18 protein-coding genes and 1 pseudogene are annotated in these 17,468 nt (G+C 70.1%); 6 read left to right on the top strand and 13 right to left on the bottom strand.

Translation table 11 applies throughout. From position 1 onward, the window contains the following. Nucleotides 1–9: 9 nt before the first annotated feature. From ACIBB8_RS00535 to ACIBB8_RS00545, 3 genes are all read right to left on the bottom strand, one after another. Nucleotides 10–1,011 carry a ketoacyl-ACP synthase III gene (locus tag ACIBB8_RS00535; RefSeq protein WP_398948189.1) on the bottom strand — a complete coding sequence of 334 codons (1,002 nt, stop codon included), beginning with the start codon at nt 1,009–1,011 and terminating at the stop codon, nt 10–12. 13 nt (nt 1,012–1,024) lie between these two features. Then, the gene (locus tag ACIBB8_RS00540) at nt 1,025–1,939 is read right to left on the bottom strand and encodes an ACP S-malonyltransferase (protein WP_398948190.1); all 915 of its coding nucleotides are present in this window, start codon (nt 1,937–1,939) and stop codon (nt 1,025–1,027) included. Nucleotides 1,940–2,028: 89 nt separating this feature from the next. Further along, a complete protein-coding gene (locus ACIBB8_RS00545) occupies nt 2,029–3,228 on the bottom strand; it encodes a PucR family transcriptional regulator (protein ID WP_398948191.1) in 1,200 nt (399 codons plus the stop codon). Between the two features lie 128 nt (nt 3,229–3,356). Between ACIBB8_RS00545 and ACIBB8_RS00550 the strand changes: the two genes are divergently transcribed. Then, a complete protein-coding gene (locus ACIBB8_RS00550; protein ID WP_398948192.1) occupies nt 3,357–4,013 on the top strand; it encodes a pirin family protein in 657 nt (218 codons plus the stop codon). A 107-nt stretch (nt 4,014–4,120) separates the two neighbouring features. Then, nucleotides 4,121–4,765 carry a dihydrofolate reductase family protein gene (locus tag ACIBB8_RS00555; protein WP_398948193.1) on the top strand — a complete coding sequence of 215 codons (645 nt, stop codon included), beginning with the start codon at nt 4,121–4,123 and terminating at the stop codon, nt 4,763–4,765. Nucleotides 4,766–4,923: 158 nt separating this feature from the next. On the opposite strand, the gene ACIBB8_RS00560 is transcribed toward ACIBB8_RS00555, so the two are convergent. Beyond that, a complete protein-coding gene (locus ACIBB8_RS00560; protein WP_398948194.1) occupies nt 4,924–5,514 on the bottom strand; it encodes a GNAT family N-acetyltransferase in 591 nt (196 codons plus the stop codon). Nucleotides 5,515–5,841: 327 nt separating this feature from the next. Between ACIBB8_RS00560 and ACIBB8_RS00565 the strand changes: the two genes are divergently transcribed. Next, the gene (locus tag ACIBB8_RS00565; RefSeq protein ID WP_366693624.1) at nt 5,842–6,312 is read left to right on the top strand and encodes a signal peptidase II; all 471 of its coding nucleotides are present in this window, start codon (nt 5,842–5,844) and stop codon (nt 6,310–6,312) included. A 151-nt stretch (nt 6,313–6,463) separates the two neighbouring features. On the opposite strand, the gene lgt is transcribed toward ACIBB8_RS00565, so the two are convergent. From lgt to ACIBB8_RS00595, 6 genes and pseudogenes are all read right to left on the bottom strand, one after another. Then, entirely contained in the window at nt 6,464–7,369 is a 906-nt protein-coding gene (gene lgt / locus ACIBB8_RS00570; RefSeq protein WP_398948195.1) for a prolipoprotein diacylglyceryl transferase, read from the bottom strand. Continuing rightward, complete coding sequence (locus ACIBB8_RS00575) at nt 7,366–8,049, bottom strand: hypothetical protein (RefSeq protein WP_398948196.1); 684 nt, start codon at nt 8,047–8,049, stop codon at nt 7,366–7,368. Before ACIBB8_RS00575 ends, lgt begins: the two co-directional genes overlap by 4 nt. Beyond that, nucleotides 8,046–8,567: a TetR/AcrR family transcriptional regulator gene (locus tag ACIBB8_RS00580; RefSeq protein WP_398948702.1), complete on the bottom strand. Its 522-nt coding sequence runs from the start codon at nt 8,565–8,567 to the stop codon at nt 8,046–8,048. The genes ACIBB8_RS00575 and ACIBB8_RS00580 overlap by 4 nt, the downstream gene beginning before the upstream one ends. 801 nt (nt 8,568–9,368) lie before the next feature. Next, complete coding sequence (locus ACIBB8_RS00585; protein WP_398948197.1) at nt 9,369–9,605, bottom strand: DUF397 domain-containing protein; 237 nt, start codon at nt 9,603–9,605, stop codon at nt 9,369–9,371. Beyond that, nucleotides 9,565–9,843 (bottom strand): annotated as a pseudogene (locus ACIBB8_RS00590) (Scr1 family TA system antitoxin-like transcriptional regulator); the annotation flags it as partial. The gene ACIBB8_RS00585 and the pseudogene ACIBB8_RS00590, both read right to left, overlap by 41 nt. A 44-nt stretch (nt 9,844–9,887) precedes the next feature. Continuing rightward, a complete protein-coding gene (locus tag ACIBB8_RS00595; protein ID WP_398948198.1) occupies nt 9,888–10,709 on the bottom strand; it encodes a serine hydrolase domain-containing protein in 822 nt (273 codons plus the stop codon). Between the two features lie 117 nt (nt 10,710–10,826). Here ACIBB8_RS00595 and ACIBB8_RS00600 point away from each other — a divergent pair, with 117 nt between their 5' ends. Both ACIBB8_RS00600 and ACIBB8_RS00605 read left to right on the top strand, forming a co-directional pair. Further along, complete coding sequence (locus tag ACIBB8_RS00600; RefSeq protein ID WP_398948199.1) at nt 10,827–11,288, top strand: MerR family transcriptional regulator; 462 nt, start codon at nt 10,827–10,829, stop codon at nt 11,286–11,288. After that, complete coding sequence (locus ACIBB8_RS00605) at nt 11,288–12,304, top strand: aldo/keto reductase (RefSeq protein WP_398948200.1); 1,017 nt, start codon at nt 11,288–11,290, stop codon at nt 12,302–12,304. Before ACIBB8_RS00600 ends, ACIBB8_RS00605 begins: the two co-directional genes overlap by 1 nt. 92 nt (nt 12,305–12,396) lie before the next feature. Here ACIBB8_RS00605 and ACIBB8_RS00610 read toward each other — a convergent pair whose 3' ends face one another. The 3 genes from ACIBB8_RS00610 to ACIBB8_RS00620 all read right to left on the bottom strand — a co-directional run bounded on the left by ACIBB8_RS00610 (nt 12,397) and on the right by ACIBB8_RS00620 (nt 15,569). Beyond that, nucleotides 12,397–13,356: a DUF4429 domain-containing protein gene (locus tag ACIBB8_RS00610; RefSeq protein ID WP_398948201.1), complete on the bottom strand. Its 960-nt coding sequence runs from the start codon at nt 13,354–13,356 to the stop codon at nt 12,397–12,399. An 86-nt stretch (nt 13,357–13,442) separates the two neighbouring features. Continuing rightward, complete coding sequence (locus tag ACIBB8_RS00615) at nt 13,443–14,654, bottom strand: alpha/beta hydrolase (protein WP_398948202.1); 1,212 nt, start codon at nt 14,652–14,654, stop codon at nt 13,443–13,445. A 228-nt stretch (nt 14,655–14,882) separates the two neighbouring features. Next, entirely contained in the window at nt 14,883–15,569 is a 687-nt protein-coding gene (locus ACIBB8_RS00620; protein ID WP_398948203.1) for a TetR/AcrR family transcriptional regulator, read from the bottom strand. Between the two features lie 116 nt (nt 15,570–15,685). On the opposite strand from ACIBB8_RS00620, the gene ACIBB8_RS00625 reads away from it, so the two are divergent. Continuing rightward, the gene (locus ACIBB8_RS00625; RefSeq protein WP_398948204.1) at nt 15,686–17,296 is read left to right on the top strand and encodes an MFS transporter; all 1,611 of its coding nucleotides are present in this window, start codon (nt 15,686–15,688) and stop codon (nt 17,294–17,296) included. Nucleotides 17,297–17,468: the final 172 nt, after the last annotated feature.

Below are 17,468 nucleotides of genomic sequence, written 5' to 3' on the forward strand. Positions count from 1 at the left end.
CCGGTGTGCCTAGGGGAGAGTAACGACCGTCGCGGCGTAGACGAGACCCGCCCCGAAGCCGATGACGAGCGCGGTGTCGCCGCTCTTCGCCTGACCGGTCGCCAGAAGCCGCTCCATAGCGAGCGGAATCGAGGCGGCGGAGGTGTTGCCGGTGTTCTCCACATCACGGGCGACCGTGACATGCTCCGGCAGCTTCAGGGTCTTCACCATCGAGTCGATGATCCGCATGTTGGCCTGGTGCGGGATGAAGACGTCCAGGTCTTCCGGGGCGATCCCGGCCGCGTCCAGCGCCTGCTGGGCGACCTTCGCCATCTCGAAGACGGCCCAGCGGAAGACCGCCTGACCCTCCTGCGTGATGGCCGGGAACTTCTCCGGACGCTCGGCGTGGAACTCGTCCCACGCCACGGTCTGCTTGATCGTCTCGGACTTGTCGCCCTCGGAGCCCCAGACCGTCGGGCCTATGGCGGGCACCTTGGAGGGGCCGACGACGACCGCGCCGGCACCGTCGCCGAACAGGAACGCCGTCGCGCGGTCGTGCAGGTCGGTGAGGTCGCTGAGCCGTTCCACGCCGATGACGAGTACGTACTCTGCCGAACCCTCGACGATCAGGCCCTTGGCAAGGGTCAGACCGTAGCCGAACCCGGCGCAGCCGGCGGAGATGTCGAAGGCGGCGGGCTTGCCCGCACCGATCTTGTGGGCGATCTCGGTCGCGATGGCCGGGGTCTGCTTGAAGTGCGAGACGGTGGAGACGATTACGGCACCGATCTGCCCGGGCGTGATCCCGGCATCGGCGATGGCCTTCCCGGACGCCTCCACGGACATCGCGGCCACGGTCTCCTCCTCGGAGGCCCAGTGGCGGGTGGCGATGCCGGAGCGCGAGCGAATCCACTCGTCGGACGAGTCGATCGTTTCGAGGATCACCTCGTTGGGCACGACACGGGTCGGACGGTAGCCGCCGACACCCATGATCCGTGCGTACGGGGCGCCCTGGCTGGGCTTGATCTTCGACATGCTCTCGGGCTCCTTAGGCGCCTGCGTGCTCAGCGAGGAGCGCGCGGGCCGCGTCGAGGTCGTCGGGGGTCTTGAGCGCGAGGGTCCGCACCCCGGGCAGTGCCCGCTTGGCGAGACCGGTCAGGGTCCCACCCGGGCAGGCCTCGATGAGCGTCGTGACGCCAAGCTCCTTGAACGTCTCCATGCACAGGTCCCAGCGGACCGGGTTGGCGACCTGGCCGACCAGCCGCGAGATGACCTCGGCGCCGGTGGCGACCGGCTTCCCGTCGGCGTTCGAGACGTATGTCACAGTCGGCTCGGAGACCGTCAGCGCCGCGGCCGCCTCGCGGAGCCGGTCGACCGCGGGAGCCATGTGGTGCGTGTGGAAGGCACCGGCGACCTTGAGGGGCACCACGCGGCGCACGCCCTCGGGCATGTCCTTGGTCAGCGCGGCGATCTGCGCGGCGGTGCCGGCGGCGACGATCTGGCCGCCCCCGTTGACGTTCGCCGGGGTCAGCCCGAGCATCTCCAGGTGAGGGACCGTCACGTCGGGGTCGCCGCCGAGCAGCGCGGCCATGCCGGTCTCCGTGACCGCTGCGGCGTCCGCCATGGCGAGCCCGCGGGTGCGTACGAGACGGAGCGCGGCCTCCTCGTCGAGGACACCGGCGAGCGCCGCCGCGGTGATCTCGCCAACGCTGTGACCTGCTACGACATCGGGCGACGCGGCCAGTGCGGCGGCGGACAGCAGGCCCGCGGCGACCAGCAGCGGCTGAGCCACCGCAGTGTCGCGGATCTCGTCCGCGTCGGCCTTCGTGCCGTAGTGGGCAAGGTCGAGCCCGATGGCGTCGGACCAGGCCGCGACGCGGTCGGAGGCACCGGGGAGGTCGAGCCAGGGAGTCAGGAAGCCGGGCGTCTGAGCGCCTTGGCCGGGAGCGACGAGTACGAGCACCCTCACACTCTCTCTTGTGAACGGTCCTGAACGCCCGTGGGGACAGGGACGAAGAACCGTAGGGGGAATTGTTGATGTCCGACAAAAGTCTAGGACTGGGTATCCCTGTCAGCCAGACGCCCCAGAATCAGGGCGATTCGCAGCGTGAACGCCGAGCGGACGTCGGAGGGTGACCACCCGGTGACGTCTGTCACACGTCGAAGCCGGTAGCGCACGGTGTTGGGGTGCACGAACAGCATCCGGGCCGCGCCCTCCAGACTGCTCGCCTGCTCCAGGTACACGCTGAGTGTCTCCAGCAGCGCCGAGCCCGCTTCCTCCAGCGGTCTGTAGATCTCCTCCACCAACTGGTCACGCGCGGCGGGGTCGCCCGCAATGGCGCGCTCCGGCAGCAGGTCGTCCGCCAGAACCGGCCGCGGTGCGTCCTGCCAGGCACCGCACGCCTTGAGCCCGGCGGCGGCGGCCTGGGCGGACCGGGTGGCCGCCAGCAGGTCGGGCACCACGGGCCCGGCGACGACCGGGCCGGCCGCGTACGGGCCGATCAGCGCCTTCGCGACGTGCAGCGGGTTGTCGCTGCCGCCCGCGATGACGACCAGACGGCTGCCGAGCACTCCGGTGAGGACCTGGAGTTTGGCGTGGCGGGCGGCGCGCCGGATCGCTTCGACGGTCAGTTCGCTGTCGCCGTCGGGGGCCGTACCGAGGATCACGCACACATGCTCGGGGGAGTTCCAGCCGAGCGCGGCGGCCCGGGAGACGGCGCCCTCGTCGGCCTCCCCGGACAGCACCGCGTTCACCACGAGCGATTCCAGCCGGGCGTCCCAGGCGCCGCGCGCCTCGGCCGCCTGCGCGTACACCTGGGCGGTCGCGAAGGCGATCTCCCGCGCGTAGACGAGCAGCGCCTCGCGCAGCAGCGACTCGTCGCCGGGCGCGGCGACCTCCTCGATCGCGGCCTCCATGACCTCGATCGTCGTGCGCACCATCTCGACGGTCTGGCGCAGGGTGATCGCCCGGGTCAGCTCGCGCGGAGCTGTACCGAACACATCGGTGGAGATGGCCTGCGGCGTCTCCGGGTGCCGGAACCACTCGGTGAAGGCGGCGATTCCGGCCTGGGCCACCAGGCCGATCCAGGACCGGTTCTCCGGTGGCATCGCCCGGTACCAGGGCAGCGTCTCGTCCATGCGGGCGATCGCGTTGGCGGCCAGCCGGCCGGAGGACTGCTCCAGCCGCTTCAGGGTCGCGGCATGCAGGTGGGCGTCATTCGCAGCAGGCTGCTCAGGATCGGGTCGGGGCACGGAGACAAGATTGCCTTATCGGGCCGCGGGCGCGGTGGGCCGGGGCTACCGCGGGTCGTACTGTCGCGTAGCGGGTGGCCGGTGGCCGGCCGGGACGCAGGGGCGCCGGGTCGGGCTACCGTGGACCGGTGATTTCCGTACACCGCGCCGAAGACCGCTTCCTGGGCGGGGACCGGGCCGCCGGCATCCTGTCCCGGCACGCCTTCTCCTTCGGCAGCTTCTACGACCCGGACAATCTGCGCTTCGGCGCGATGCTGGCCTGCAACGAGGAGCGGCTCGCCCCCGGCGCGGGCTTCGACGAACACCCGCACAGCCACACGGAGATCGTCACCTGGGTCGTCGAGGGCGAGCTGACCCACCGCGATTCGGCCGGGCACGCCACGGTCGTACGGGCCGGGGACCTCCAGCACCTCAGCGCCGCCGCGGGCGTCCGTCACGTCGAGCGCAACGACGGCGACGGGCCGCTGACGTTCCTTCAGGTGTGGCTGACCCCGATCGAACCGGGTGGCGAGCCCGCGTACACGATCGTTCCCGGCATCGCCGACTCCACCCCGTACGCCCTCCCGGCGGCCGGCGCGATGCTGCACGTACGCAGACCGGCCGCGGGGGAACGCACGGCGGTGCCGGACGCGGCGCGGGCGTACGTCCACGTGGCTGCGGGGCGTGTGGGGATCGGCGACGAGGAACTGGGACCGGGCGACGCGGCGCGGATCACGGGAGAGCAGGGACTGGAACTGGTGGCGGCCGACGCGGCCGAGGTGCTGATCTGGGAACTGTCGGCCTGAGCCGGCAGGACCACGGGCAGCCCGAATTCAGATCGGTCGCGTCGCGGCGATGAGTTTTGCCGGTCCGAAGAGTCTGATCACTGTTACCGACGACGCAGGAGGAACGTGTGACCCAGCTACTGAGAGTCCAGAACTTCAATGTTTCCAGTGATGGAATCGGGGCCGGTGAGGACCAGAGCTTCGAGAGCCCGTTCGGCCTTGCCGGTCCGGAGAGGCTGTTTTCCTGGGCCGGTGCCACGGCGAGCTGGCCCATGCGCACCGACCCCGGGGGCAGCCGGGGCCTCGACGACTACTTCACCCGGGACTACGCACACAACATCGGCGCCGAGATCATGGGCCGCAACAAGTTCGGGCCCCAGCGCGGGCCCTGGAACGACCACGAGTGGCGCGGCTGGTGGGGCGACGAGCCCCCGTTCCGCACCCCGGTGTTCGTCATGACGCACCACACACGTCCTTCGTACACACTGTCCGACACCACGTTCCACTTCGTCGACGGGGATCCGGCCACGGTCCTGCAGCAGGCGCGGGAGGCGGCCGGGGGCAAGGACGTCCGGCTCGGCGGCGGAGTCACCACCATCCGGCAGTTCCTCGACGCGGGCCTCGTCGACACCCTGCATGTGGCGGTCTCGCCGGTGAAGCTCGGATCCGGAGTACGGCTCTGGGAGTCACCCGATGAGCTGCTCGACCGGTACCACCTGGACGTGGTGCCCAGCCCGAGTGGCGTGACGCACCACCTGTTCTGGCGGAAGTGACGAGGGCCCGCTCGGGGATGCCGGCGCGACCCGCGAGGGCGTTCCGGTGAGTGAGGGTGAATGACTGCGTGGTTGCGGGCGGGACACCGGCACGGGCCGTGGTTCTCGTCCGCAACCACCGCACCGCCGTGGGCGGCGGGCCCACTCGTCGGCGAGCGCTACTGGCCCGTGTCCCGGCGCCACATCGACCACATCGGCGGCCCGGCCCGGAACGTCATCTCCTCCCGCACGGTGAAGCCGTGCCGCTGGTAGAAGGTCAGGTTGCGGCGGTTGCTCGACTCCAGGAACACCGGCCGCCCGTCCGCGTCCGCCTGCGCCAGCAGCTCGCTCAGCACCTGCGATCCGCGCCCCGTGCCGCGCGCGTCCGCGTGGGTGCCGATGTACTCGACGTACCAGTGCGCGGGCTCGGCAGGGTGGCGGTGCTCAAGCGCCAGCAACCGCATTCCGGTCCTTGGCAGTTGGGCCCGTCCCGTCCGCAGCAGCGTGCCCGCGTTACGCAGCAGATAGCTCACCGGCAGCTTCCACTTCCCGGGCTCCGCCCACACCGCCGCCACCGTGCGGTCCGGATCGGTCCACACCCGGCCCGCCGGGACCTGCTGCGCCAGATGCGCGGCGAACAGCAGCCGCAGCCGCCGGTCCCGGTCGTGCGGCATCAGCCAGGACCAGACGGGGTCCTTGGCGTAGGCACTGGCGAGCACGGAGGCGAGCGCCGGGACGTCGGAGACGGTAGCGCGGACTATGTCGGCCATGGCCGAGGAGGGTAGCGGTTCCCGGGGTGCCGAACTCCATCCCACTCGAGTGATCGGCGCAATCGTCGGCTCAGGCGTGCGTACCTGTGCCGGTGACACCGGTGACGTCCCCATCGTTCACCCCCTGATCGCCGGACTCGAACAGCTGGAGCAGCTATGGGAACGATCGTGGACGGCACCACTGACAGTCCGACGGGGCTTCGTCCGGGAAAAGCTGGAAGATGCCTCAGGAGGGGCCGATAGTCTCAGGGAATTCTGGTTCGGACATCGCAACGCACGGAGGCCCTGATGATGCGGTTGGAGCGGGGTTCAGGCCGACGGTACAGCATGATGCTCATGCTGGCGGCGGTGGTCCTGCTCGTGGACCAGCTCACCAAGATGTGGGCGGTCTCCGCGCTGTCCGACAGCGAGCGCGTCGCCGTGGTCCCCCCTCTGATCCACTTCCGGCTGCTGTACAACCCTGGCGCCGCGTTCTCCATCGGCACGGGGGCGACATGGGTGTTCACCTTGGCGGCGGCAGCGGCAGTGGTCGGCATCCTCTACACCGCACGCCGCCTGGCCTCTGCGGGCTGGGCGCTTGTGCTGGGCGCGCTGCTCGGCGGTGCGGTGTCCCACCTGGGCGACCGGCTCTTCCGCGAGCCCGGGGTGGCCCGCGGGCATGTTGTGGACTTCATCGACTACGGCCCGTTCGTGGGTAACGTCGCCGACATCGCGCTCGCCTGCGGGTGCGTCGCGTTGGTGCTGCTCAGCCTGCGTGGTGTGGAGCTCGCCAAGGTACCGGGCGAAGAATCCGCCTGACCCGGTACTGGCCCCACATGATCTCGGCATCTCCAACCGCGCTCCGCAGCGCGGACTCGTCCATCAGACAGAAGCGTTTGGCACCGGCCCGTACTCAGCACGGGGCCCCAGGCGAGCCGGGTGGCCCGGGCCCGTGGTGGCGCTGACGGTCTCACCTGTCATCGTGCGTCGCTCCTCCTGTTTTGACCGCGACGTCCGGGCGCGGCTCGCCGGCCCTCTCGTTGCGGCCCTCGTCCTTCGGTCGCGACACGTCCTCGATGCCCGGATGGCGGCGGGCCGAGACGACGAGGCAGGCGATGGCGCCGAGGAAGACCACGACGGAGGTCCAGTTGTTCAGGCGCAGGCCGAGCAACGTGTGGGACTCGTCGATGCGCAGGTACTCGGTCCAGAACCGGCCGGCCGTGTAGGCGGCGACGTACAGGGCGAAGGTCCTGCCGTGACCGAGCGCGAACCGGCGGCCCGCCCAGAGGACCAGTGCGGCGACGCCGATGTCCCAGAGGGACTCGTAGAGGAAGGTGGGGTGGTACGTCGCGATGTCGAGCGTGGCGGACGGACGGTGCGCGCGGTCGATCTCCAGGCCCCAGGGGAGCGTGGTGGGGCGGCCGTAGAGTTCCTGGTTGAACCAGTTGCCCCAGCGGCCGACCGCCTGGGCCAGGGCGATGCCGGGGGCGACCGCGTCCGCGAAGGCGGGGAAGGGGATGCGGTGGCGACGGCAGCCGATCCACGCGCCGACCCCGCCCAGGGCGATGGCACCCCAGATACCGAGCCCGCCCTCCCACACGTACAGCGCTCGGATCGGCTCGCCGCGTTCGCCGAAATACGCGTCGGGGCTGGTGATCACGTGGTACAGCCGTCCACCGGCGAGACCGAACGGCACTGCCCAGATGGTGACGTCCGCGATCACGCCCTGATCCCCGCCGCGCGCAACCCAGCGCCGGCTGCCCAGCCAGACGGCCACGAACACGCCCAGGATGATGCAGAAGGCGTACGCCCTCAAGGGAACCGGGCCAAGGTGAAGAACCCCGGTCGAGGGACTGGGAAGGTAGGCGAGATTCATGGTCGCTCCGTTTCACTCACTGCCCGACGAGGCAGGCGTCCGAGGGCTGCGCCGAGTGCGGCGATCCAGATCAGGAGCAAGGGCAGTGAGATGAATGCCGTCGGGGTCAGGGCAGTGGACAGGAGCAGGTATCCGATGCCGGACGCGGTAATCGTGGCGGCGAGGGCCCAGCCGGTGACGACCTCCCAACGCCGCAACAGCGCGCCGTGCCGGGAGGCCGCACAGGCAGCCGCGGCGAGCACGGCGAGCGCGAACATCCTGACACCGTCCACACGCTGAACCGCCTCGAACAGTGTGCCGGTCCTGCCCGGTGACGCCGGATCAGCTCCAGACACCGCGATCAGTTCCATGACGAGTTGCACGCATGCGAGCGCCCCCGCGACTCTCCCGGCCCATCCGGCCGAGCGAGCCGCGGTGTTGTCGGTTCGGCGGGCCCGGTCGAGCAGTCCGGATCCGACGACGAGCAGGGCGGCAGCTGCCACACCGTGGACGAGCAGCGCCTGGGCGACAACCTGGACCGGCCGGTCGGCGTACGCGGTCGTGATCCCGGCGTGTGCGTCACCGACTTCGGGTGTGGCTCCCCATGCGGCGGCGAGCCCGAGAATCCAAGCCGCGGCGTGTACGTATCCGGCGGCGCGGGCGGTGATGCCGGTAGCGGGCTCTTCGGCGATTGTGGTCATGCGATGTCGCGGGTCTTGTCCCGGATTGCCTGGGCGAACGCATCGCAGCCGGTGCGCCATGCGGCGTCCAGGTCTGCGCCGGGCGGGAAGCGACCGTCGAGCTCGAGCACGACCATGCCGTGCGCGAATGCCCAGAGCGAGCGCGCGATGTGAATGTCGCCGTGCACCGCGTTGGCCAACGGCGTCGCCGCGCGATCTTCGAGTCCTTCGGGAAGCGCGGCGCGGGCGAGCGGCCGACTATGAGTGATGCGGTAGAGGTGCGGGTTGGCGAGAGCGTGACGTCGGTAGGCACGGGCGAGCACGAGCAGGGGCGGTTCGACGCCGATCTCGGCTTCGGCGGCCTCCAGTTCCTCAGCCAGCTGGGTCATCCCCTGCACCTGGAGTCCGGCCTCGACAGCGGCCTTGTCAGGAAAGTGCTTGTACAAGGAAGGCGCCCGGATGCCGACACGCTCGGCGATGCGCCGCATCGACAACGCATCCGGACCTTCGGCGTCGAGCAGTTCCCGGGCGGCGGCCATGATCTGCTGCGCGCGGTCAGCCACGGCGCTCCTTCCCGGGAACCGTCATCGCCCCGGAGAGGAGCGCCGGCGCCTTCCATGTATCACGGAAGGGCCGGGTCGGGACACTGCTGCACGGGGTGCTGCCGGCTGTGGTGGTGTTCACTGCAGCCCTCTCACGTTGTGACTGACCGACGTGGCTAACGATGTTAGCCGCGTGGCGCCAAACTACGGCTAACGGCGTTAGCCGTCAAGCCTGGAGGGTGCCGAATTCCGACCTGCCGAGCCTCAACATCCGTACCCGTTCGACGAGTTCTCTCTGATTGGCCGTCAACCCCGTTCGCGGCAAAGGATTCGTGCCGAGGCGTGGCACCGGCCCAGGGAGGAAGGCGCCGACCTGCTGAGCGCCGACCTCGGCGTCGTCCCGGGCTGCGAGGTCGGCGGCCACGCTCCGTGGAGCTTCTCCGACCCGTTCCCCATGGCCTGCCCCGAGTGCGGCTCGGGCGTCCGCCCGCTGCTCACCATCGACGGCAGCGAGTGGGACGGTGGCAGTGGGAGCTGGCGACCGGTCGAGGATGCCGACTACACCGGCCTGCACTTCCTCGGCCCGGCCCGTGCCACGCAGCTCAACATCGGCCGTGGCCACAGCCTGCAGTTGTACGTGTGCACCGCTTCCTACGGCCACCCGCACGTGCAGAACATGCCATCGCATGACGCATGCTGCCCGTGGCGGCACGCGTCACGGGGGAGCGGAAGGGGGCCCGGGACGACCACGGATGGTCGTCCCGAGCCCCCTTTCGTCGCACAGGGCTTCCGGTGACGTCAGCGGAGCCCGTCCACGAAGCTCTGCCAGGCGTCGGCCCCGATGGTCAGGACGGGGCCGTCCGGGTTCTTGCTGTCGCGGACGGGGACGGTGCAGGGGAGGCCGTCGGCCACCTCGACGCATTCGCCGCCGGTGTTTCCGCTGTAGCTGGACTTGCGCCAGGCCGCGCCGCCGGTGTTTCCGCTGTAGCTGGACTTACGCCACCGCGCGCTCTTCAGGTCGGGACCGGTCTCCATAACGCTCCTCCATCACGCGGGTGATCAGGGCCGCCGAATCCTCCACGGATAGGGCTGCGGCCTGCAAGTGAGCGTAACGGAGCGCGGCTTCCCTGACGGTGTCGGGGCTGGCCGTCATATGGCCGGAGATGACGTCTTCCGTGTAGACGATGTCGGGGTCGTCGGCGAAGCGCATGGCGGTGAACGACCCAGCGAGGCTGGCGTGTTCACCGGCCGTGAAGGGCAGTACAGACGGTCTGGTTCGAGTGTCTGGCCACGAAAGCGGCCGACCGGTGATGCTTCTCAGTGGCCGGAGCGGAGCTCCGCGAGCACCGCGTCCGTGAACGCCGGCCACACCTCCACCGCCCACGGGCCGAAGGCCCGGTCCGTGAGCGCGACGCAGGCCGCGCCCGCGACCGGGTCGATCCACAGGAACGTCCCGGACTGGCCGAAGTGCCCGAAGGTCGCAGGCGACGAAGAACCGCCCGTCCAGTGCGGCGACTTGTGGTCCCGGATCTCGAAGCCGAGCCCCCAGTCGTTGGGGTTCTGGTGGCCGTAACCGGGCAGTACGCCCTTCAGGCCGGGGTGTACGACGGTCTGCGCGGCCAGCACCGTGCGCGGGTCGAGCAGTCGTGGCGTCTGCACCTCTGCCGCGAACCGCGCCAGATCGTCGATGGTCGATATGCCGTCCTTGGCGGGCGAGCCGTCCACCGTGGTCGACGTCATCCCGAGCGGTTCCAGCACCGCCTGGCGCACATACTCCGGGAACGGGATGTCGGTGGCCTTGGCGATGTGGTCGCCGAGGACCTCGAAGCCCGCGTTGGAGTAGAGCCGCCGGGTGCCGGGGGCGGCCGTCGTCCGGTGCTCGTCGAAGGCGAGCCCGCTGGTGTGCGCGAGCAGATGCCGGACGGTGGAGCCCTCGGGCCCGGCCGGCTCGTCGAGCTCGACCGCGCCCTCCTCGTATGCCACGAGCGCCGCATAGGCCGCGATCGGCTTGGTGACGGAGGCGAGCGGGAAGCGGTGCGCGGTCGGGCCGTGCGTACCGACGACGGTGCCGTCCGCTCGTACGACGGCCGCCGCCGCGGTGGGGACGGGCCAGTTGTCGATCATCGCCAGGCTCTGCATACGTATGAGCCTAAAGGGCCGTCCTGCACGGCTCGGAGGGGGTGGCGCGGCCGCCGCCGAAACCCGTCCCCGTTCGCGCTTGCTTAGAGTGCACTCCAAGGTTCTAGCGTGGAGGCCATGACGGTGATGGAGAGCACTTCCGTACGGACGGACATCTGCGCATCGGCTCCACGGCCGCATCCGCGCCCCGAGGGTCAGGACCGCTACACCATCAGCGAAGTCGTCGCCTTCACCGGGCTCACCGCGCACACCTTGCGCTGGTACGAGCGCATCGGGCTGATGCCGCACGTCGACCGGTCGCACACCGGCCAGCGCCGCTTCACCAACCGTGACCTGGACTGGCTGGCCTTCGTCGGCAAGCTGCGGCTGACCGGGATGCCGGTCGCCGACATGGTCCGGTACGCGGAGCTGCTGCGCGAGGGCGAGCACACCTTCGAGGAGCGGCAGGAGCTGCTGGAGTCGACCCGCCGCGACGTGAGGACGCGGATCGCGGAGCTCCAGGACACCCTCGCCGTCCTCGACCACAAGATCGACTTCTATGCGAGCGCCCGACAGGCGCCGGAAAGGCCCTGTGCCTGATGACTGACAACAAGATCGCCACGGTAGAGCTCGGACACGGCGGCCCGCAGGTCGGCGTGCAGGGACTCGGCTGCATGGGCATGAGCGAGTTCTACGGGGACACCGACGAGGCCGCCGCCCGGGACACCCTGGACGCGGCGCTGGAGGCCGGCGTCACGCTCTTCGACACCGCGGACGTCTACGGCAGCGGCGCCAACGAGACGTTCCTCGCCCCGTTCGTGGGGGCGCACCGGGACGAGATCACGCTCGCCACGAAGTTCGCCATCGAGCGCAAGGACGACGACCCGCACTACCGGGGCGTGCGCAACGACCCCGCGTACATCCGCCAGGCCGTCGAGGGCAGCCTGCGCCGCCTGAACACCGACGTCATCGACCTGTACTACATGCACCGCCGCGACCCGGCCGTCCCGCTGGCCGAGTCCGTCGGCGCGATGGCCGAACTGGTCCAGCAGGGCAAGGTCAAGCAGCTCGGGCTGAGCGAGGTGACCGGCGCGGAGCTGCGCGAGGCGTACGCCGTGCACCCGATCGCCGCCCTCCAGTCGGAGTGGTCGCTCTTCAGCCGGGACGTCGAGCTCAGCGCCGTGCCCGCGGCGGTCGAGCTCGGAGTGACCTTCGTGCCGTACTCGCCGCTCGGCCGAGGCTTCCTGACCGGGGCGTTCGCCGACGCCGCCAAGGATCTGTCCAGGGGCGACTTCCGCCAGTACCAGCCCCGTTTCACCGGCGACAACGCGAAGACGAACGCCGCCCTGCTGGAGCCCGTTCACAAGATCGCGGCAGCGCACGGGGCGACGGCCGCGCAGGTGGCACTCGCCTGGGTGCAGCAGCGTGCCGAGGTGCACGGGCTGACCGTGGTGCCGATCCCCGGCACCCGCAAGCGCAGCCGGCTGCTGGAGAACGTCGGGGCAACCCGGCTCACCCTCACGCCGGAGGAGCTGGCCGTGCTGGAGCCGATCGCCGGCCTGGTCGCAGGGGACCGCTACCCGGACATGAGCTCGACGTCGGCGGCGCGCGAGTAACCGGCGGCGGCGCGGGCCGCCCCCGTTACCCGATCCCCAGCGCGAACACGGCGATCCCCCGCCTCTGCCCGGCGGGGGATCGCCGCCCGCCGCTACAGCTCCGCGAGCAGCTGGGCCTTCTTCGCGCTGAACTCGTCGTCCGTCACGAGTCCCGCCTGGTGGAGTTCCCCGAGGTGCCGGATCCGCTCGGCGATGTCCGCCGGATCGCGGCGCCCCGCGCCCGCCAGGACGGCGGTTGCCGCCACGGGTGCGGACTGGTTCCTGCGTACGGATTCCAGGACGGCGGCGGCGAACGGCAGCGACTCGTGCACCGGGCCGTAGCCGAGCCCGAAGATCACCGCGGCGGGGTCCTGATCGGCCTGGGTGGGCCGCGGGGTCATTGCCTGCGGACCGGGTGCGGGGTCCGTACGGGGCGCCCCGTCCTCCGCAGCCGCACCCGCTTCCGAGGCCGCCACGGAAGCCGCGCTCCCGGCGCCTCGCGGGACCAGCCGCAGGTAGCCGTCGAACGCCTCGGGCGACCGCCACTCGACCCCGCACAGCTCGGAGACCGGAAACGTCTGGTCGCCCGCCTTCCACTTCGCCGTGGAGGCACCCGTCCAGAACCAGTGGAAGGAGATCCGGTCCCCGTCGAAGCTGGCCCGGCCGTCGTACGCCTTGAACTGCATCGGCGCCTCGGGGGCCGCGACCATGAAACGTTCGGCGGGTTCCCCCGCGTCCGCTCCGAGCAGTGCGCGCAGCTCGTCCGCGTAGTACTCGGCGAGCGTCTCGCGTTCGGCGGGCAGCACCAGCCGGTACGGATTGCAGCCGTCCTTCAACTGCCCTGCCGCAGCCTCGAGCAGGGGATCGGCACCGGGCCTCGGCACCGCATGCAGCACCACCGTGCCCCGCTTGCCCGGAGTCAGCGTCACCGACGACAACGCCGCGTGCGGAATGCGGCGTTCACGCAGGCTCTGGAAGAGCTTTGGCGTGCGAATACTCCGTTCGAAGCGGATGAGCACGGAGTCGGTGTCGAACTCCCAGGTGGCATGAATTCCGGCCAGCACATCACCCATGTGCCTCATCGTATGCGGCACTTGCCCGCACGTCCCCCCCTCGGCGTATGCCGCAATTCACGCTTTCTTGCGGCTCTTTACGCGCGTCACATGGCTTTGGCGCCGGACATTCCCTTGTGGCAGGCGCTGTCGGCGCTCGCACAGGTCACCGAGCCGTAGGCACCCACGCCGATGGCGGCGAAGTTGCGGAGGCTCTCGGTGCCCGGCACGAAATAGCCGCTGTGCCCGTTGGCGTCGCCCGCCGAGACGACACGCGCGCCGAAGCCCCGGTCCACCGGATCGGCCCCGTGGCCGAGCCCGCCGACCTCCATGTTCGGTACGTCCTGGATCCAGTCGTTGCGGTCCCGCATCGCCCAGACGGCGGCCGAGGTGTGCAGCTGCGCCGCGTGTTCCACCCGCATGCCGGGGCTGCCCGCGACCGCGATGTCGGTGACCCGGGACGGCAGTTCCTCCGCGGCGACACCGCACAGCACGGACCCGTAGCTGTGACAGAACAGCGAGACCTTTGACGTGCCGGGCAGCGCGTCGACGAGCGCATTGAGCCGGACCGCGCCGCGCGCGGCGAGGTTCCCCAGGGCAGCGTCCATGCCGATGCCGGCGGGCGCGGTGTAGTCGGCCCAGGCGATGACGGCGGTCCGGGTGCCGGGGCGGGCGGCGCGCTCCGCCGCGTACAGCGACTTCGCCATGCCGACGGGGGCGGCGTCGACCTTCGGCCCGGTCCGCTCCAGCGTCAGCAGATTGGTGTCGACACCGGGCACCACCATCGAGATCCGCTCGGCCTTGTCCAGATCACCGAACACCTCGGCGGCGCGGCCCTTCCCGGACGGGTCGAAGGCCAGGAAATGCCGGCCGTGGGCCAGCATCGACCCGAAGCGCTTCATCCGGCGCAGCGCCTCGGCGCGGCCGTCCGGGGAGAGCCTGACGTCGTGCATGCGCCGCCGCTCGACCGCCCGCGCCTGAACCAGGGCCCGCCGGTTGGCGTGGTAGCGCAGGGTGACCGGGGCGCCGTTCAAATTGCCGACGACCAACGGGTACCTGTCGGCGAGCGCGGTCCGCTGCGCGGCGGTGAGCATGGCGAAGAACTGCGCCAGCCGGTACGGCGGTGCATCGGCGTCCGGCAGCGGGTGACCCGCTATCCGCCCCCGCGCCCAGGAGGCGAGTGCGATGTCGCGTGGCTCGTGGGAGGGTTGGTGACGTACGGCTGTCCAGCCGGTGGTCGCCAGCATCACGAACACGACCGCGACGGCGAGCAGTGCGCGCCATGCGGTGAGCGTGGGGGAGGAGTCGAAGGAAGTCACTCCGGCCCACATTAGGAGACGCGCGACGACCACCGTGAACCGGGTGACACACATCACTCGCCTGCAGGGAATTGGGGCGGGTTTCCCTCACGCTCTGTGTGCGCGTCCGGTACGCTCCGCCGGATTTCGCGCCGCTCCCGTCCTGCACGGGCCGGTTGTGGTACGGCAGTTGTGAAGTCCGTCATGCTCCGATATGAGGTGTTCGGCACATGACCGGGGCGGAGCCGGCTATCCGGCGGAAGGTGCGGTCGCGGATTCGGCCGGCGTATGCCAGTTCCCCGCGAGAGCCGGGCCCAGTTGATCCAGATAGTTCTCGGTCAGTGCGCGCAGCGACTCCACGCTCGTGTCCCGCCCCTGCCCCCACAGCTGCCCGGTCACCCGCATCACCCCGCAGAACGCGGCGACGGCGACCCGCGGTCGCGGATCCGTCCGGATGTCGAGGCCCTCGCGCCCGGCGATCACCTCGGCTATCTCGGTCTCCAGGTCGAAGCTGCGCCGCAGGTGGGTCGCGAGCAGGCACGGGGTCGACTCGATCATCCGGTACGTACGCACGTGGAGTTCGGCCGTGACGGTCTCCTCGATCGTCTCGCCGGTACTGTTCCAGGTGCACAGGACCGCGTTGCGCATTGCCTCGAAAGGGGCTTCAGCTGCGGGTCGTTGACGCAGCTCGGAGAGGAAGCGCGACTCCAGCATCTCCTGGACCGCGAAGACCGTCTCCTCCTTGCTGGCGAAATGGCGGAAGAAGGTGCGCTGGGAGACCTCGACGGCGTCGACGATCTCGTCGACGGTGGTCGCGTCGTACCCCTGGGTGGTGAAGAGGTCGAGAGCGGCGTGCAGCAGGGCGTCCCGGGTGCGTCGCTTCTTGCGTTCCCGCAGCCCGGTCGGTTGCTCTGCGGCGCGCCGGACATCGGTCACTGAGCGGTCCTCTTTCTGTCTCTTTGGCCAGCTCAGGGTACCTGTGAGCTACGTGACAGATACTGGCTTGTGAAATGGTTTGTCAACTGTCAGCGGCTGACACTAGTGTCCCTCGCATGACTAGTCAGACCACCGCAGAAAAGCCCCTGCGGGAGCCGCAGGGCGCTCCTGCTCCAGCTCCGGTCAAGGGGCTTCGCGGCCACCCCTGGCTGACGCTCTTCTCCGTGGCCATCGGCGTGATGATGGTCGCGCTCGACGGCACGATCGTCGCGATCGCCAACCCCGCCATCCAGCAGGACCTGAAGGCCTCGCTCGCCGACGTCCAGTGGATCACCAATGGCTACATGCTCGCACTCGCGGTCTCCCTGATCACTGCGGGCAAGCTCGGTGACCGGTTCGGCCACCGTCAGACCTTCCTGATCGGTGTCGTGGGCTTCGCCGCGGCATCGGGAGCCATCGGTTTCTCCAGCAGCGTGGCCCTGGTCATCGCGTTCCGGGTGCTGCAGGGTCTCTTCGGCGCCCTGTTGATGCCGGCCGCGCTCGGCCTGCTGCGCGCCACCTTCCCGGCCGAGAAGCTGAACATGGCGATCGGCATCTGGGGCATGGTCATCGGCGCCTCGACGGCGGGCGGTCCGATCCTCGGCGGTGTCCTCGTCGAGCACGTCAGCTGGCAGTCCGTCTTCTTCATCAATGTGCCGGTCGGAGTGATCGCGCTCCTGCTCGGCGCCGTGATCCTCAAGGACCACCGCGCCGAGAACGCGCCGCGCTCCTTCGACATCGGCGGCATCGTGCTGCTGTCACAGGCGATGTTCTGCCTGATCTGGGCGCTCATCAAGGGTGCGGAGTGGGGCTGGGGCGACTTCAAGACGCTCGGCTTCCTGGGGGCGGCGGTGGCCCTGTTCGTGGTGTTCGCCCTCTCCCAGAAGAACGTCAGGGAGCCGCTGATCCCGCTGGCGATGTTCCGCTCGGTGCCGCTGTCCGCGGGCGTGGTCCTGATGGTGCTGATGGCGTTCGCCTTCATGGGCGGACTCTTCTTCGTCACCTTCTACCTGCAGAACGTGCACGGTCTGAGCCCCGTCGACAGCGGTCTGCACCTGCTGCCGCTGACCGGGATGATGATTGTCGCCTCGCCGCTCGCCGGCGCCTTGATCACCAAGTTCGGCCCGCGGGTCCCGCTGGTCGGCGGCATGGTGTGCACGGCGGTCGCCATGTTCGGGATGTCCCAGCTGGAGATCGGCACCGGCACCCTGACCATGTCCATCTGGTTCGGTCTGCTCGGCCTCGGCCTCGCCCCGGTGATGGTCGGCGCCACCGAGGTCATCGTCGGCAACGCCCCGATGGAGCTCTCCGGTGTCGCGGGCGGTCTTCAGCAGGCCGCGATGCAGGTCGGCGGCAGCCTCGGTACGGCGGTGCTGGGCGCGGTCATGGCCTCCCGGGTCGACTCGGAGCTGGCCGACAACTGGGCGGCCGCGAAGCTTCCGCCCCTTGCGCCGCAGCAGCTGGACGCCGCGTCCTCGGCCGTCGAGGTCGGCGTGCCGCCGGTGGCCGGCAACACTCCGCCGGAGGTCGCGGCGAAGATCGCGGACGTCGCCCATGACACGTTCGTGTCGGGCATGAGCACGGCGTTCATGGTCGCCGGCATCGTCGCGGTGGTCGCCGCACTGGTCGCCACCCTCACCAAGCGCGGTGCGAACGCCGAGGCCGGCGCGGGCGCAGGTCACATCTGACCGCTCGTCGCGAAGCCCCCGTGGCGTCAACACAGTGCGGACAACAGCCCCGCCGGAACGTTCCGGCGGGGCTGTCGCCTATCAGGGTGATGCGCTCCGCAGCCCCTTCCCCGGGTGATGCCGGGCAGGTCAGGGTGCGTCCAACTGATTCGCACCACCACGGGGGTCGATT

Source organism: Streptomyces sp. NPDC051286 (genome assembly GCF_044455345.1).
Taxonomy (GTDB): domain Bacteria; phylum Actinomycetota; class Actinomycetes; order Streptomycetales; family Streptomycetaceae; genus Streptomyces.

What these genes read in the sequence shown, in the direction of transcription:
- ACIBB8_RS00575 (WP_398948196.1), bottom strand. Translation starts at nt 8,049, where the DNA reads ATGACCACAATCGCCGAAGAGCCCGCTACCGGCATCACCGCCCGCGCC.
- ACIBB8_RS00585 (WP_398948197.1), bottom strand. Translation starts at nt 9,605, where the DNA reads ATGGAGACCGGTCCCGACCTGAAGAGCGCGCGGTGGCGTAAGTCCAGC.
- ACIBB8_RS00580 (WP_398948702.1), bottom strand. Translation starts at nt 8,567, where the DNA reads ATGGCCGCCGCCCGGGAACTGCTCGACGCCGAAGGTCCGGATGCGTTG.
- lgt (WP_398948195.1), bottom strand. Translation starts at nt 7,369, where the DNA reads ATGAATCTCGCCTACCTTCCCAGTCCCTCGACCGGGGTTCTTCACCTT.
- ACIBB8_RS00610 (WP_398948201.1), bottom strand. Translation starts at nt 13,356, where the DNA reads ATGGGTGATGTGCTGGCCGGAATTCATGCCACCTGGGAGTTCGACACC.
- ACIBB8_RS00535 (WP_398948189.1), bottom strand. Translation starts at nt 1,011, where the DNA reads ATGTCGAAGATCAAGCCCAGCCAGGGCGCCCCGTACGCACGGATCATG.
- ACIBB8_RS00625 (WP_398948204.1), top strand. Translation starts at nt 15,686, where the DNA reads ATGACTAGTCAGACCACCGCAGAAAAGCCCCTGCGGGAGCCGCAGGGC.
- ACIBB8_RS00595 (WP_398948198.1), bottom strand. Translation starts at nt 10,709, where the DNA reads ATGCAGAGCCTGGCGATGATCGACAACTGGCCCGTCCCCACCGCGGCG.
- ACIBB8_RS00565 (WP_366693624.1), top strand. Translation starts at nt 5,842, where the DNA reads ATGATGCTCATGCTGGCGGCGGTGGTCCTGCTCGTGGACCAGCTCACC.
- ACIBB8_RS00560 (WP_398948194.1), bottom strand. Translation starts at nt 5,514, where the DNA reads ATGGCCGACATAGTCCGCGCTACCGTCTCCGACGTCCCGGCGCTCGCC.
- ACIBB8_RS00605 (WP_398948200.1), top strand. Translation starts at nt 11,288, where the DNA reads ATGACTGACAACAAGATCGCCACGGTAGAGCTCGGACACGGCGGCCCG.
- ACIBB8_RS00600 (WP_398948199.1), top strand. Translation starts at nt 10,827, where the DNA reads ATGACGGTGATGGAGAGCACTTCCGTACGGACGGACATCTGCGCATCG.